This window comes from Pseudomonas sp. KK4, from assembly GCF_001984065.1.
In the GTDB taxonomy this organism is placed as follows: Bacteria; Pseudomonadota; Gammaproteobacteria; order Pseudomonadales; family Pseudomonadaceae; genus Aquipseudomonas.
This window is the reverse complement of record NZ_LYVP01000122.1, coordinates 1-15,673: the sequence shown is the minus strand read 5'-3', so window position 1 is coordinate 15,673 and position 15,673 is coordinate 1. Positions and strand designations below refer to the sequence as shown.

Below are 15,673 nucleotides of genomic sequence, written 5' to 3'. Positions count from 1 at the left end.
CATCGTCATCGTTAACGACCATCGCGAGCAAGCTCGGCTCCTACAGAAAAGCAGGCGTACCCAAATCAGGTCGGCTCGAAGGCCGCCTCGCTTGGCGTTCAATCAGGCAGCCGCCCCCACCCCCGCACCTTTCTCCTCGCCGGGCACATCGTGCAGGGAAATCCTGGACGTCTCCGACAATGCCAACCCACCCGCCAACCCGAGCAACGCCACCACCATCAGGTAAAACGCCGGGGACAGGTTGCTGCCGGTGGTGGTGATCAGCCAGGTGGCCATCAGCGGTGCGGTGCCGCCGAACAGGGTGTAGGCCATGTTGTAGGTGACCGCCGAGGCGGTGTAGCGGGTGCGGGTCGGGAAGGTTTCCGAGAGCAGGGCGGCGGTGACGACGTTGCACAACACCGCGCCGATCGCCAGCAGCATCACGCCGACGATCGACGCCGCGAACGAGCCGGAACTGGCCATCAGGAACGACGGATACACCACCACGATCAACAGCGCGCAGGCGGTCATCACCGTCTTGCGCCGCCCGACCCGGTCCGAAAACAGCCCGGCCAGCGGGCAGATCGCTGCGGCGAACAGCAGCGCAATCAGTGACACCAGCAACGCGGTGGCGCGGCTCAGGCCGCCGGCGACTTGCAGGTAGGTCGCGAAGTAAGTGGTGAACATGTAGAACGACAGCGCCGTGAGTGATACGAACGCGCCCAGGCAGCACATCGCCGCCGCGTGGTTGCGTAAGGTTTCCTTGAGCGGGGAATGGGCGACGGCTTTTTCCTGGGTCACGGCCTGGAACGCCGGCGTCTCGTCCAGCTTCCAGCGCAGGTACAGGCCCACCAGGCCCAACGGCGCGGCGATCAGGAACGGCAGGCGCCAGCCCCAGCTGCCCATGGCCTCGGCCGAAAGCGACGCTTCCAGTGCATAGGCCACCACGGCAGCCGAGCCGAAAGCGGCGAAGGTCGACACCGGAATGAAACTGCCATACCAGGCGCGCTTGTCATTCGGCGCATGCTCCATCAGGTAGGCGCAGGCGCCGGCATACTCACCGCCGGCGGAAAAGCCCTGTGCGCATCGGATCAGCGACAGCAGGATTGGCGCCGCCACCCCGATCGCGGCATAGGTCGGCAGCAAACCGATCAGAGTGGTTGCCCCGGCCATCAGCAGGATCGTCATCGCCAGGGTGCGCTTGCGGCCGATACGGTCGCCCAGCATGCCAAAGAAAATCCCGCCCAGGGGGCGGAAGGCAAAGGCCACGGCGAACACCGCGAAGGTCTTGAGCAAGGCGGCACTGGCATCGCCGCTGGGGAAAAACTGTTGGGCAATGGTCGTGGCCAGAAAGCCGTACACGGCAAAATCGAACCACTCGACAAAGTTACCGATGCCGGCAGCGACTATCACTTTCCTTAGGGTTTGCGGTCTGACCCTTTCCATCGTTGCACTCGTCATGCTGGACCTCGACAATTCGTGAGTAAGCTTACGATTATCGGGGCAGCCACTGAGGCGACCGACTTCAAAAGTGTCATCGGCATAGTCAGTACCGACGTTATGGCGAGGCGATGTTCACTTAAGGACGAACATTGCACTTGTGGCGAGGGAGCTTGCTCCCGTTGGACTGCGCAGCAGTCCCCTGCTGTTACAGGATAAGGGGCCGCTACGCGCCCCAACGGGAACAAGCTCCCTCGCCACAGGTGAGTAGGCGTTGCCGGAAAGATCACGGCGCCAGGATGTACTCATGGAAAATCTGCGGCCCATGCTCCTCATCGTTCCTGCTGGTAAACCCCATGCTCATAGCCAGCTCATGCATCGCCTCATTGCCGGACGAATCCATCGACGAAATCTTGCGAAAACCCTGGCGGGTCGCCGTGTCCATCAAGTGCTGCAGCAGTGCCGTGGCGACACCCCGTCGTTGCCAGCGCTCACACACCGCCACCGCGAATTCGCAATGCGCATCGCCCTCGAAGGCCCCGTACCGCGCCGTGCCGATCTCGTTGAGCTCGCTGCCCTCGTGGGCCAACGCGATGTAGGCCATGCGATTGGGCAGGTCGATGTCCATGAGCTGGTCATGGGTGTCGTCCAGTTGGCTGAACGAGGCGAGAAAGCGAAAGTGCGGTTTGCCGATGCTGATCTCGTTGAAAAACGTCAGGTCCTTGTCTCGATCGGTTTCGGCCAATTCTCGAATCAGGATGGGTGTGCCATCGCTCAGGGACTGCACCCAGAAGTCGCCCGTCAGTCCATCGGTTTCATCCGTGAAGCGTTTATTGATGCTTGCGTCATAAGCCATGGGCGAAACTCCGTTCAATCAAGGGACTGCTCAGTCATCCTAGGCTTTGGCACCACAGGCGGCAGGCTTATCCGCTGGCTGACAGGTTTAAGGGACAGCCGGTCGTAAAGGCCCTCTCACTCATCCTGCCGTCGGGTGTAATGCAACAACCGATCGGTCTCGGTCTTGACCACCAGATAACACTCGCAGCTCAGCCGTTCCAGGCGCGCTCTGTCGAGGACGGTGATCTGCCCACGGCTGTACTCGATCACGCCCTGGCGCTGCAGTTTGCCCGCCGCTTCGGTGACGCCTTCGCGGCGCACGCCGAGCATGTTGGCGATCAGTTCCTGGGTCATGTTCAGGCGATTGCCGTGCAGGCGGTCCAGAGACAGCAGGAGCCAGCGACACAGTTGCTGATCGATCGAGTGATGGCGGTTGCACAGGGCGGTCTGGGACATCTGGGTGATCAGCGCCTGGGTGTAGCGCAGCATCAACAGCAGCAGGTCGCCGTGGCGGTTGAACTCTTTCTTGAGCTTTTGCCCCGGCAGGCGAAAGGCAACCCCGGCACTCTGCACCACCGCGCGGCTGGAGGTGCTTTCACCGCCCATGAACAGTGCGATGCCGATAAGCCCCTCGTTGCCGACCACGGCGATTTCCGCCGACGAGCCGTTTTCCGTGACGTGCAGCAGGGAAACGATAGCGTCGGTGGGGAAGTAGACGTGGCGCAGGGTGTCGCCCGGTTCATACAGCACATCCCCCAGCCCCAGGCTGACCTGCTCCAGGTGCGGCGCGAGGCGCTTGAGGTCATCGGCCGGCAACGCCGCAAGCAGGTGATTGTGGCTGGGCTGGGGTATGGCAGGCATGAAAGGGCACCGTGGCGATAAGGGGAGTACCGGTTCAGGGTACTCCCATCCGTGCCCGCCCATGTGACCCCTGTCTATTCATCGACGGCCCGCGCAAATTCCACCGCCAAGGGGCGGGGTGAACGGGCGCGACAATCGACCCGCACCCAACGCTCCAGACCGTCGTCTTCAAGGGTCAGCAGGCTCAGTGGCTTGCCGTCGAGGGTCATGCTGGTGAGCGCCGAACTGCCCTGACGCACATCGAAGTGGTACAGCGTGCTGCCGAAACGGTAATGCAGCTTGAAGCCTGGCCAGTCGAGGGGAATCAGCGGTTCGATGCTCAGCGTTCGGCCGCTGCGCTCAACCCCCAGCAACGACTCGACGATCAAGCGATACATCCAGCCGGCAGACCCGGTGTACCAGGTCCAGCCACCGCGCCCGGCGTGGGGTGCGGCGCCGTAGACGTCGGCGGCCATGACGTAGGGCTCGACCTTGTAAGTCTCGATACGGGCATTGTTGCCCGGGTCGGCGGGGTTGATCAGGTTCAGCAATTCCCAGGCCTTGTCGGCTTCCCCCAGTTGCGCCAACGCCATGCCCGCCCAAACCGCGGCGTGAGTGTACTGGCCGCCATTCTCGCGCACCCCGGGCACATAACCTTTGATATAGCCCGGGTCCAGGCTGCCCTTGTCGAACGGTGGATCGAGCAGCAGCACCGCGCGGATGTCGCGCTTGACCAGGTGCTCATCCAGCGACTGCATCGCCTGGACCTGCCGCAGCGGCGAACCCGCCCCGGACAGCACCGACCAGCTCTGGGCGATCGAATCGATCCGGCACTCTTCGTTACTGGCCGAGCCGAGCAATTGCCCGTCGTCGAACCAGGCCCGGCGATACCAGGCGCCGTCCCAGGCACTCTGCTCGAGGTTGCGTTGCAGGGTCGCCGCGCTGTCGCTGCAGCGCCTGGCAAATGCCGGGTCACCGTGCAGGCCCGCGATCACGGCGAACTGCTCCAGCACCTGATAGCTGAAAAAGCCCAGCCAGACACTTTCACCGGCACCCCGTTGGCCGACGCGGTTCATGCCGTCGTTCCAGTCGCCGGCGCCCATCAGCGGCAAGCCATGCTGGCCCCGCCGCAAGCTGTGTTCGATGGCCCGTACGCAGTGCTGATACAGCGACTCCTGCAGGGGTGATACCCCCGGCAGGTCGTAGTAGGACTCTTCACCAGCCGCCAGTTGCCGGCCTTCCAGGTAGCCGATCGACTCATCCAGAACCGTCACGTCGGCCGTGATTTCGATATAGCGGTTGGTGGCCGCCACCAGCCACAGAAAGTCATCGGAGCAGGCGGTGCGTACCCCGCGGTTCATCGGCGGATGCCACCAGTGCTGCACGTCGCCTTCGGCATATTGATGGCCGGCGCACAGCAACAGATGCGCGCGGGCGGCGGCGGGATCGGCATGGATCATCGCCATGCTGTCCTGCAACTGATCGCGAAAACCAATGGCGCCACCGGATTGGTAGTAGCCACTGCGGGCCTGGAAGCGGCAGGCGATGACCTGATACATCAACCAGCCGTTGACCATCACGTCCACCGCCGGCGCGCCGGTCTCGACCCGCACGGCGCCCAGCAACGAACGCCAGTGGTCGCGGACTTTCTGCAATTGAGCTGCCGCCGCCAGGCTGCCCCGCAAACGCTGCACCCGTTGAGTGGCGTCATTGCTGGAGCTTGCCGCGCCCAGGCGCAGGATGACTTCCTTGCTTTGACCGTCGACGAGCGCCACCGAGACTTGCAGGGCGGCACAAGGGTCCAGGCCAGCGCCCAGTCGCCCGGACAACCCGGCATGCCGCATCGCTGCCGGTGAGGCCAGGGTGCCGCTGCGGCCAACGAACTCGGTGCGGTCGCCGCTGACGCCGTGATCCACCGTGTCGGTATCGAAGAACGCCACCCGCTCGGAAAACTCCACCGAGTAGGCGTTGCGGGCGAAGAGGGCGCCGCTGACCGGGTCCGACTGAGTCACCACATGCATCGCCGACTTGCTGCGCAGGTCCCCCAGCACCCATTCCACATACCCGGTGACCGACAGCGAGCGGGCCCGCCCCGAGCGGTTGGTCAGCAGCAACCGCGAAAATTTCACCGGCTCGTCCAGCGCCACGTAAATCCACAGCTCGCTGTAGATGCCATCCTCTTCATGCTCGAACACGCTGTAGCCGAAGCCGTGGCGGGTGCGGTACGGGCCTTGGCCCGGGCAGGGCTGTGGCGTCGGCGACCAGAAGTGCCCGGTCTCTTCATCGCGCAGGTAAATGGCCTCGCCGCTGCGATCGGTGACCGGGTCGTTGTGCCACGGCGTCAGGCGAAACTCATGGGCGTTTTCCGCCCAGGTGTAGGCACTGCCGGCCTCCGAGACCACAGTGCCGAGGTGTGCGTTGGCGATCACGTTGACCCAGGGGGCGGGTGTCGTTGCACTCGCTTGGCCGCTGATGATGTACTCCGCGCCATCGGCGCTGAAGCCGCCGTAATCATTGGCAAGCAACAGCGCGGAAGGTTTGGGTGGCATCGCGGTCGGCGCGAGCTGATAACGCCGGCTCGCCACGAACGGCGCATGCACCGGCGAAACCCGGCGGCGATGGATTTGCTCGGCCAGGCTGCCCAGGCCTTCGCAGAGCACCAGGCGGGCCACCGACAGCACCAGCACCCGATCTTCGTTGGACATCTGCTGCGCCGGCCGCACGAAAATGCCCCCCGGACGGTCCAGCAGTGTCGCCTCGCTGCCGGAGGTGATCAGGCCCATGATCGCGTCCTGCAGTTGCTGGCGATAACCGGCCTGATCCTCGTTCCAGATCAACAGGTCGACCACCAGGCCTTTTTGCCGCCAATAGGCGTGGGCCTGAATCAACTGCTGCACCAGCTCGATGTTGTCCAGGGTGTGGATCTGCAGCAAAACAATAGGCAGATCGCCGGAGATCGCCTGGCCCCACAGGCCGGGCTGGTTGCGCCGATTGGCAATCAGCACGGCCTGATCGGCGCGCATCGAAGCGTTGGCATACAGCAGGGACGAGGCCATCTGTTCGAACAGGCGGGCGTCGGCCAGCGAAGCGTTGAGCTGGCGCAACAGCACTTGGCTGTGAGTCCAGGACAGGTCGAACACCCGGTCGGCGAGGTGGCGGTCGCGGTATTTGTTGATCAGGTACAGGCAGTCGTCACGGCTGTCGGCGACGCCGGTGACCAGGTCGATGGTCGCCTGCTGGCCCGGTTGCAGGGTGATCCGGCAACGGATCGCCACCACCGGGTCGAGCACCGGGCCGGCAGTGCCGGACAGGCGCTGGCAATCGTCATCCAGGGCTGCGGGTGACACCAGGCTGCGTCCGCGACCGATGAAACGGGCGCGATCGGTTTCGTAGGAAATCCCGTCGAGGTCCACGCCGTGGGCCGCCAGCAAATGGCACATCCACGGCGTCGGCTCGTCGCTGGCCCGGGGGCGGCGACTGCACACGATGGCCTGGAGCTCGGGCAGCAGTTCGGTCTGCACGAACAGCTTGCTGAACGCCGGGTGCATCGCGTCGTTGCTCGGGGTGGTCAGCACCACTTCGGCGTAGGTGGTGATCTCCAGGGTCTTGGTCACCGAGGCACGATTGGTGACATGCAGGCGGCGCAGTTCGATGTCGTCTTCCGGCGAGACGACAATCTCCAGGTGCGTGTCGAAATCCAGGTTGCGCGCGCGGAACTCGGCGCGCGAATCGCTGAAAATCGCCTCGTGGCTCTCCGGTTGCTGCAAGGTCGGTTGATGCGCCGCCGACCACACAGCGTTGGTCTGCACATCCCGCAGGTAACAGAACATGCCCCAGTTGTCCTGGGAGATGTCTTCCTGCCAACGGGTCACGGCCATGTCATGGCGACGGCTGTAGCCACCGCCACCGCTGGTCAGCATCACGTGGTAGCGACCGTTGGACAGCAGTTGCACCGCCGGGCGTTTGCGACCGGGATCGGCGAACACCCGCAGCCCGGCGTCCTGGCCCAGGCCGCCATCGCCGAGCACGGGCGACTGCGCGGTTTGCAGGTACGGCGCGGCGGATTTGGGTACGCGTTCCTGCAACAGCAGCAGCGCCGATTGCAGCGCCGGGTTGGCTTCGAAGCGCCGTTGCATGGGTTGATCGAGCAGGCGGCTGGTCAGGGCCAGCAGGCTCATGCCCTGGTGGTGCGCCATGAACGACTGGACCACGGCGCTGGACTGGCCCCGGGGCAGTCGCGCCTCGGTGTAGTCCACCGCTTCATACAGGCCGAAGCGCCCGGCGGAGCCTTGTTGCGCCAGGCGTTGCAGGTTCTTGCAGGCGGCATCGGCATCCACCATCAGCGCCAGGGCGCTGGCGTAGGGCGCGATCACCACGTCATCGCTCAACCCACGCTTGAGCCCCAGCGCCTGCACGCCGAAGGCGCGGTATTGATAGTTGAGGTGCGCATCGACCGTGTAATAACCCGACTCGGAAACGCCCCAGGGAATCCCCAGCCGGTTGCCGTGTTCGATCTGCACCGCCACCGCGGCGCGGCAGGTCTGGTCCAGCAGGCTGCCCTCGTAGTTGGGCATCACCAGCATCGGCATCAGGTATTCGAACATCGAACCCGACCAGGACAGCAGGGTCGGCACGCCGGCGTTTTCCCCCAGCAGCCTGCCAAGGGTGAACCAGCCGCGTTGGGGGATCTGGCCCTGGGCGATGGTGACGAAATTGGTCAAGCGCACCTCGGACGCCAGCAGGTCGTAATAACCGCTGTCGAGCCTGAGTTCCTCGGCGTTGTAGCCGATGACGAACAGGTCGCGCTGGGTGTCGTAGAGCAGTGAGAAGTCCATTTGCGCCAGGGACGTCGCCAGCGATTGCAATCGCTCAAGGCTCTGCAGGCGTTCGGCGGCGATGCTGCGCACTTGCTCGATTCGCGGGTGGTGTTCGACTGACCAATCGACGGGGTCGAGGGCGGCCAGCTGACGCAAGGTGTGGGGCGCCGATTCGCTGATCATCCGTGGGGCAGGGAGTCGATAGCACTGCAGTTCTTCGGTCCAGTCCTGGCATTGACGGATAACCCGATCGCGCCAGTAGCGACTTTCTTCGTCGGTTTCCGCTGGCAGGTCGTTGGCGGTCTGCAGCAGGTTGGCCAATGTATCGGCGCTAGCGGCCTGCGAGAGCTGTCGTTGCAGTTGATCCAGCGCCGCGTCATCCGCACCCGCAGCGCTTCGGGCATCGGCCAGCACATCCAGGGTGTCGCGCAGGCCCTCGAACACGCGGGGGCCGAACATTGGCGCGTCTGCCAGTTGCCCAAGGCCGGTGCTCAGGGTCAGCAGCAGGCCCGCCAGGTTGCCGCTGTCGACGGTCGACACGTAATGCGGGCGCAGCGGCTCCAGGGTCTGGGTGTCGTACCAGTTGTAGAAATGCTGCCGATAGCGCTCCAGGCCGTCCATGCTGTTCAGCGACGCGGCCAGTCGCGACAACAGCCGATCGGTGCTCAGGTAACCGAAATCGTGAGCGGCCAGGTGGGCGAGCAGGGCCATGCCCATGTTGGTTGGCGAGGTGCGATGGGCGATCGCGGCCCGGGGCTCTTCCTGGACGTTGTCCGGTGGCAGCCAATGATCGTCGGGCCCGACGTATTGATCGAAGAATGCCCAGGTCTTGCGTGTCAGCATGCGCAGAAAGCGCAGCTCCCCTTCAGAGGGCGCAAACACCGATAGCCGCGGTGGCGCGCTCAGGCGCCAGGCGATCCATGGGCCAGCCAGCCAGGCCAGCAACAGCGGACTGGCGATGGCCAGTGTCTGCGGATCATCCGCCAGCAGCGCCACGCAAAACAGCGCCGCCGTCGGTTGCGTCCACATCTGCCGATAGAGCCCGGACAAGCGGTTTTCGGTGTTGCGTTCCACTTCCCGCGAGGGCTGCCATTGCAACAGCAGGCGCCGACTGAAACCGATTCGCCACAGCGAGCGCAGCACGGCATCGGCGTTGTAGAACATCTCGTAGGGCAGCCAGGCGAGGGTCAGGCAGGCCCGGGCCAGGTCCTGTCCCAGGTCTGCCAGCAGCGCCTTGAGGTATTGGCCGTAGGGCACATCGGCGGGGGGCTGCAGCACATCGGTGACCGAGCGCAACAGGGGTTGAATCACCATCAGACCGATGACCGTCAGGGTCCAGGCCAGAGGGTTGCTGCTGGCCAACCAGCCCCAGGCGAACATCAGCAACAGCGCCAGCGGTTCCAGGCTGCGGCGCAGATTGTCGAGGATCTTCCAGCGGGCCATGACGCTCAGGCGGTTGCGCACCCGCACGCCGTCGGCGTTGCGCGCCCAGGGCAGCAGCCACGGCAGCAGTTGCCAGTCGCCGCGCACCCAGCGATGGCGGCGCTTGATATCGGCCGCGAAGCGCGAGGGGTATTGCTCGTAGAGTTGCACATCGCTGAGCAGGCCCGAGCGTGCATAGCAGCCTTCGATCAGGTCGTGGCTGAGGATCTGGTTGTCGGGCAGGCAACCTTCCAGGGCACAGGTGAAGGCGTCCACGTCGTAGATGCCCTTGCCGATGAACGAGCCTTGCTGGAACAGGTCCTGGTAAACGTCGGATACCGCGCGGGTGTAGGGATCGACCCCGGCGTCGCTGCCGAACACCCGGGCGTAGATCGAGCGGGTGGCGCTGGTCAGGCTGATCCCCACCCGTGGTTGCAGCACCGCGTAGCCGGAGAGGATCTGCTCGCCGGCGCTGTCGAACAGCGGGCGATTGAGCGGGTGCATCATCGCCGCCACGCATTGGCGGGCGACGTCGCGGGGCAGCAGGGTGTCGGTGTCCAGGGTGATCACATAGCGCACGGCGCGCAACGGCGTGATGTCGCCGACGATGGCTTCGAACCGGTCCAGCCCCTGGCCACGCAACAGACTGTTGAGCTCGATCAGCTTGCCGCGCTTGCGTTCGTGGCCCATCCACACCCGTTCGCTCGGGTTCCAGCGTCGCGGCCGATGCAGCAGGAAAAAGCGGTCGCTGAGGCCGTCGGCGTATTTCTGGTTGAGCAGGATAATGGCGCGGGTAGCCTGGGTCAGCAGCTCGGCGTCCTGCGGCTGGGTCTGTTCATTGGCATCGAGAAAGTCGCTGAGCAGGGCGAAGTACAGGTTGCTGTCGCGGTTGGCCAGAAAGCGCACCTCCAGGCCTTCCACCAATTCTTCGACATCGCCCAGGCTGGCGATCAGCGTCGGGATCACCACCAGGCTGCGCGCTTCATCGGGAATGCCGTTGGCGTAGTCCATTTTCGGCAGCACGGCCGGCACCATGCTGAAGGTCACCAGCCAGTTGATCAGGCCGATCGCCAGTCGGCTGGTCATGATCAGGCAGGGAATCGCCAGCAGCACCAGCGCCGCGGCGGGCATTGCGTCGCGGTGTGCCGACGCCAGCAGTGGCGCGGCGAAGATCAGCGTCAGGAACGCCACCGGCGCCAGGTAGAACATCAGTGGCGACTGCTGCAACAGGCGTTTCCAGCGCACATGAACGGGCACCCGGGCGGCAAGGCGTCGCTCCAGGATCGGCAGCCCTGCGCTGATCAGGTAATAACCGACGTGGCGGGCCAGCACCGGGCAGGACACCGAGTCCGTGCCGGCGGCGGCCAGATTGATCGCGGCCCGGGCGACCTGGATTTCCGAGTGCTGGGGGCAACTGCGGGCCAGGCGCTCGATGACGTGCCGGTAGCTGTCGCGGGTGCTGAAATCCATGGTCCGGTAAATCGCCGCCGGGTCTTCGGCAAGCATCTCTTCGACGTGACTCATCGATTCGACGAACTCGCGCCAGTCCGTGGCGGACAACAGGCGCAGGCTGCCGATGCTGTTGCTGATGGACACCTGATCGGCGGCCTGCTGCTGGGCATCGAGTTGCACCTGACGCTCGATGCTCGAGCCCGTCTCGCCGAGCATCTGCTCTATCCAGGTCAGCGGCATGGCCAGCGCCGCGCTTTGCCCCTGCAGGCGGCGGGTGATCTCGGCGACGAAGGCGGCGGTCATCGGCGGGGCGGAGCGCGCCATGTCGGCGACCGTCAGTACTACGCTCTTGATGTCCCTGTCCGAGGTTTCTATCAGGCGCTCGGCCCAGTCATTGGCCAGGTTGCGATCGTCGGCGTTGGCCATGACCCGCGAGGCGACGCGGCGCAGGTTTTCGATCAGCGCCAGGCGCAACATGATCGGGATCGCCCACAGCTCGCCCAGGGCCAGCGGCATCACGGTCTGATAGGAAAAAATGAAGCGCTTGAGGCTTTGCTCATCGACCCGACCATCGCCGTGGGAAATGGTCTCCAGGGCAATGTCATACACCCGTGGCAAGCCGGCGGACGGGCCGTTGATCAGGCGCGGCAGCTCACGGCTGTAGCCTTTGGGCAGGTGGCTGCGGGCGGTGCGGATGTGGTCTTCGACCAGAAAGTAATTGTCCAGCAGCCATTCCGCCGCCGGCGTGACTCGGCGACTGGACAGTTGTGCGTTGGCCAGCGCCGTGCAGCTGCGCTTGAGCAATTGTTCGTTATCGTCGAGCCGGCGCAGCATCGAATCCCGCGCCGACAGGGCGCTCAGACGATGTTGCCCGGCCAGGGCGATGCCGTGGCTGGCCATCTGATCGGCACTGAACAACTCCGAGCGCAGGATCGGCTCGTATTGGAATCGGGGAGGAGAAAACTGCCCGGTGCGCCAAAAGCCTGACCAGCGCGAAAGCATCGCGGGTATGCGTGTCCATATGCTGTTCATAAGGTCCTGAACCTGAAACGCACGTCACACGTGGCGCGCGTTTTGAGCGGTGTGAGCAGCGCCGTAGTGGACGTAGCTTTGCGGCCTTGAGTGTGAAGAGATTGGAGGGTGGGCGTCTGTTCGGTAGCGAACATAGCCGGTGGTACCCACAAAGGACCTGCACGGCGCCGGTAGGAGCGAGCTCGCTCGCGATGAACCCGAGCCTACCGCGGGGCACCAGGCTCCCCGCGTCATCGTTCACCCCCATCGCCAGCAGGCTGGCTCCCACAAGGTGCGGCCATCGATTACCCGGCTGTCATCCCCGTCCATTGTTCCGACACGGCCCAGAGCCGCTCGGCCATTTCGGGGTCTACCGCCCATCTCGCCACGCCTTTGCGACCCATCTGCGACTCATTGAGCATGGCCATGTTGCAGTCCTCGCAATACACGCCACCCAGGCCGGTCAGCGCAGGGCTGGTGGCGCACCACAGGATGGTGGCGGCGCCCTGGTCCACAGTCTTGAGGCCGGTTTCGGGGTTCAGCCGTTGCTGGCCTTGTTCGTCCAGCACGTCGAATGCGGCGATTTCCTCTTGGCTCAGATGCCGGCTGAGGTCGGTGAGGATCTGACCGGGGTGCAATGAAAAGGCGCGCACACCGTGGTCGCGTCCGCGTTTGTCCAGGGCGGTGGCAAACAGGGCATTGGCGGACTTGGATTGGCCATACGCGGCCCATTTATCGTAGGGACGCTGCAGGAAATCGATGTCGTCGAAGTTTACCCCGTCAATCTGGTGCCCTCGTGATGACACGCAGATCACACGCGCATTGCCCGCTGCAACGAGCGCAGGCCATAGCCCGCAGGTCAGCCGATAGTGGCCGAGGTGGTTGGTGGCGAACTGGCTTTCATGGCCATCCGCGTCGCGCATCAACGGCGAAGCCATGACGCCGGCGCAGTTGATCAACAAGGAAACGGGTTGGCCCTTGCTGAGCACCTGTTGGCTGAAGGCGTGAATCGACGCAGGCTGCATGAGGTCCATTTCCATGACCTCCACCCCCGCAACCCCGGCAAGGGCTGCACGTGCACGGGCCGGGTCCCTGGCCGGTACGATGACCCGGGCACCGGCGGCGATCAGGCTTTGGGTGGTCACCAGACCGAGCCCGGCGTAGCCGCCGGTAATCACGGCGAGCTTGCCGGTCAGGTCGATTCCTGCCATGACCTGGGCCGCTGTGCTGGCGGCATCGAACGGCGATTGAATGGGTTGTTGAGGCGTCGTCATGGGCAATGTCCTGCTGGGCTATCTAAGAACTCAATTGTTCTCTAAGCTCCATGGACGAACCAGTCTGAAACATCCGGGTTTCTATCGTGATCATCCAAAATTCTACTTCCGATCCCTTGTCCGACGTGCTGGCGCTGTCCGGACTGCGGGCCGCTTGTTCGGTACGCCTGTTGGCCGGTGGCACCTGGGCCTTGCGGTTTCGGCCCATCGAATTGAAATTCAACGTCGTGCGGCGCGGTGAATGCTGGTTGCGAATGCCGGACATGCCGGCTCGCCAGCTGCGGGCCGGCGACTGTTTCGTGGTCTCGCGCACGCCGTTCATTTTGGCCAGCGCACCCGATGTCGAAGCAGTGGATGCCGCCCATGTGTTCTCCCACGCCGGCGCCTCGGCGACGTTCGGTGTGGGCGAAGAGGTGGAGTTGCTGGGCGGCAGCGTGTCTCTGGTCGGACCCGGCGCTGCGGAGTTGCTCGACGTGCTGCCGTCTGCGCTGATCATCCATGCCCAGGCCGCAGGCGCATCGTCGTTCGGCTGGCTGCTCGATGAGCTTGATCGCGAATGGCAGTCCGGTCAGGCCGGCGCGCATGCGATGTGCAACGACCTGCTGCGGCTGATCTTCGTGCATGCGCTTCGCTATCACATCACCACGGCTGACGCTGCCGCACTGGCCTGGTTGGGAGGGCTGCGAGACCCCGCGATCGCCGGGGTTCTACGAGCTATTCATGGCGCACCGCACAGGCCCTGGCGGCTGGCAGACATGGCCGATATCGCCTGCATGTCGCGCTCGAGCTTTGCGGCGCTGTTCAAGCAACGAGTGGGGCAGGCGCCTGTCGAATATGCCACGCGCTGGCGTATGCAGGTGGCGGCGTCACGGTTGCGCAATGGCTTTGAGAGCGTCGCAACCGTAGCGGCAGCCCTCGGCTATTTGTCGGACGCGGCCTTCGGGGTGGCCTTTCGTCGCGTGCACGGGACTTCGCCGGGACAGTATCGACGGGAGGGGATGGCATCGACCGTGGAAAGCAGTCAGTAAGTGCCCAGGGAGCCTTTGTACTGCGATCGGCCATCGATGGGCCGATGGCGCCGCTGGTCAGTTGTCCGAAACGCTGGCGGTTGCAGGCCGCACTAACGATCAATGACTTGGAGTGCCGATCATGCCGCCCTCAGTGCTTGTCGTCGAAGATGATGAAACATTGCGTTCGTTGACGGCAGACGCCATTTCGCTGCTCGACATAATGGTCGTTGATTGTGCGACGGCCGATGACGCGTTGTCGATGTTGGAGGGGGCGACCTCGATCGTGCTGGTCATGACCGACATCTGCATGCCGGGCAGTATGGATGGGCTGCAACTGGCGCAGTTGATCTGGACGCGTTGGCCGCTCTTGCCGGTCATCCTTACTTCAGGCAACAGGACCCTGGCCGATGGGGTGATGCCTGCCCACAGTTTTTTCCTGCGCAAGCCTTGGTCGCTGGATGCGTTGCATCAGGCAGTCTCGTCGCGTTTGCCGGACTGAAGCGGTGTGGATAGTCTCTGTCGCAGGTCAAATCATGCTCGGCTTGGGCGCAACTCATGACAACGCACAAATTGATCGTTGACGACCTGGCGTTGCACGTTTCCATCCGGGGGCAGGGCTCACCGCTGCTGTTGCTCAACGGCCTGGGTGGTTTGATCCATACGTTCGATCCCTTGCGCGCCGAGCTGATGGACTACACGACCATTACCCTGGACGTGCCCGGGGTCGGCAAATCGCAAATGCCCCGCTGGCCGATGCGCTTGCCGCGCCATGCCGACTTGATCGCCGACATGCTCACGCAATTGGGCATTGACGAGGTCGATGTGTTCGGCGTGAGCTGGGGGGGTGCATTGGCGCAGGAGTTCACCCTGCGGTATCCGAACATGGTGCGCCGACTGATCCTCGCGGCGACCTCGGCCGGCCCGGCGATGCTGGTGAAGCCCACCGACATCCTGGATTTTTTTGGCAAGCGCAAACGCGTCAGATCACGCCGGCAAGAGAGCACGGACCACTCGATACAGACGCTGCTGCGCTTTGGTGTGGCCAACGGCATGCTCACGGTCAATCCCCGAACCTATTATCACCAGCTCACTGCCTTGGTCGGCTGGACCAGCCTGCTTCGGCTGTTCCGGCTGCGCCAGCGCACACTGATCCTTAACGGCGAACGCGACACCTTGGTGCGACTGTACAACGCACACATCCTGCGCCGCACCATCCGCCATGCCGAATTGCATATCCTGCCCGGCGAGGGGCATTTTTTCGTGGTCACCAGCGTCACACAAACCGCCGAAGCGATACGCGCATTCCTCTGCCAGCCATAAAGCGACGACCCTGCGCCAACCCTGTAGGAGCGAGCTCGCTCGCGATGAACCAGAGACCACCGCGGGCCATCAGACCCCCCGCGTTATCGTTGACGACCATCGCGAGCAAGCCCGCTCCCACAAAGGCCCGCGCCACCACTGTAGGAGCGAGCACGCTCGCGATGAACCTGAGACCACCGCGGGCCATCAGTCTCCCCGCGTCATCGTTGACGACCATCGCGAGCAGGCTAGCTCCCACAAGGCCCACGCCAACCCTGTAGGAGCGAGCACG

8 protein-coding genes are annotated in these 15,673 nt (G+C 64.1%); 3 read left to right on the top strand and 5 right to left on the bottom strand.

Going from position 1 to position 15,673, the window contains the following annotated elements:
* Nucleotides 1-102 precede the first annotated feature (102 nt).
* The 5 genes from B0W55_RS25205 to B0W55_RS25185 form a co-directional block, all read right to left on the bottom strand.
* The gene (locus B0W55_RS25205; RefSeq protein WP_077048625.1) at nucleotides 103-1,440 is read right to left on the bottom strand and encodes an MFS transporter; all 1,338 of its coding nucleotides are present in this window, start codon (nucleotides 1,438-1,440) and stop codon (nucleotides 103-105) included.
* A gap of 265 nt (nucleotides 1,441-1,705) precedes the next feature.
* Entirely contained in the window at nucleotides 1,706-2,275 is a 570-nt protein-coding gene (locus B0W55_RS25200; RefSeq protein ID WP_077048624.1) for a GNAT family N-acetyltransferase, read from the bottom strand.
* A gap of 116 nt (nucleotides 2,276-2,391) precedes the next feature.
* The gene (locus tag B0W55_RS25195) at nucleotides 2,392-3,117 is read right to left on the bottom strand and encodes a Crp/Fnr family transcriptional regulator (RefSeq protein WP_077048623.1); all 726 of its coding nucleotides are present in this window, start codon (nucleotides 3,115-3,117) and stop codon (nucleotides 2,392-2,394) included.
* A 74-nt stretch (nucleotides 3,118-3,191) separates the two neighbouring features.
* Nucleotides 3,192-11,819: a GH36-type glycosyl hydrolase domain-containing protein gene (locus tag B0W55_RS25190; RefSeq protein ID WP_077048622.1), complete on the bottom strand. Its 8,628-nt coding sequence runs from the start codon at nucleotides 11,817-11,819 to the stop codon at nucleotides 3,192-3,194.
* Nucleotides 11,820-12,103: 284 nt separating this feature from the next.
* A complete protein-coding gene (locus B0W55_RS25185) occupies nucleotides 12,104-13,072 on the bottom strand; it encodes an oxidoreductase (RefSeq protein ID WP_077048621.1) in 969 nt (322 codons plus the stop codon).
* Between the two features lie 86 nt (nucleotides 13,073-13,158).
* Here B0W55_RS25185 and B0W55_RS25180 point away from each other — a divergent pair, with 86 nt between their 5' ends.
* The 3 genes from B0W55_RS25180 (at nucleotide 13,159) to B0W55_RS25170 (ending at nucleotide 15,402) form a co-directional block, all read left to right on the top strand.
* Entirely contained in the window at nucleotides 13,159-14,100 is a 942-nt protein-coding gene (locus B0W55_RS25180; RefSeq protein WP_077048620.1) for an AraC family transcriptional regulator, read from the top strand.
* Between the two features lie 121 nt (nucleotides 14,101-14,221).
* The gene (locus B0W55_RS25175) at nucleotides 14,222-14,581 is read left to right on the top strand and encodes a response regulator (protein ID WP_077048619.1); all 360 of its coding nucleotides are present in this window, start codon (nucleotides 14,222-14,224) and stop codon (nucleotides 14,579-14,581) included.
* Between the two features lie 56 nt (nucleotides 14,582-14,637).
* On the top strand, nucleotides 14,638-15,402 hold the full coding sequence (locus B0W55_RS25170) for an alpha/beta fold hydrolase (RefSeq protein ID WP_077048618.1): 765 nt from the start codon (nucleotides 14,638-14,640) through the stop codon (nucleotides 15,400-15,402).
* Nucleotides 15,403-15,673: the final 271 nt, after the last annotated feature.

Excerpts from the sequence above, each read along its gene's own strand:
- B0W55_RS25190 (WP_077048622.1), bottom strand. The coding sequence starts at position 11,819 with ATGAACAGCATATGGACACGCATACCCGCGATGCTTTCGCGCTGGTCA.
- B0W55_RS25195 (WP_077048623.1), bottom strand. The coding sequence starts at position 3,117 with ATGCCTGCCATACCCCAGCCCAGCCACAATCACCTGCTTGCGGCGTTG.
- B0W55_RS25205 (WP_077048625.1), bottom strand. The coding sequence starts at position 1,440 with ATGACGAGTGCAACGATGGAAAGGGTCAGACCGCAAACCCTAAGGAAA.
- B0W55_RS25185 (WP_077048621.1), bottom strand. The coding sequence starts at position 13,072 with ATGACGACGCCTCAACAACCCATTCAATCGCCGTTCGATGCCGCCAGC.
- B0W55_RS25200 (WP_077048624.1), bottom strand. The coding sequence starts at position 2,275 with ATGGCTTATGACGCAAGCATCAATAAACGCTTCACGGATGAAACCGAT.
- B0W55_RS25175 (WP_077048619.1), top strand. The coding sequence starts at position 14,222 with ATGCCGCCCTCAGTGCTTGTCGTCGAAGATGATGAAACATTGCGTTCG.
- B0W55_RS25170 (WP_077048618.1), top strand. The coding sequence starts at position 14,638 with ATGACAACGCACAAATTGATCGTTGACGACCTGGCGTTGCACGTTTCC.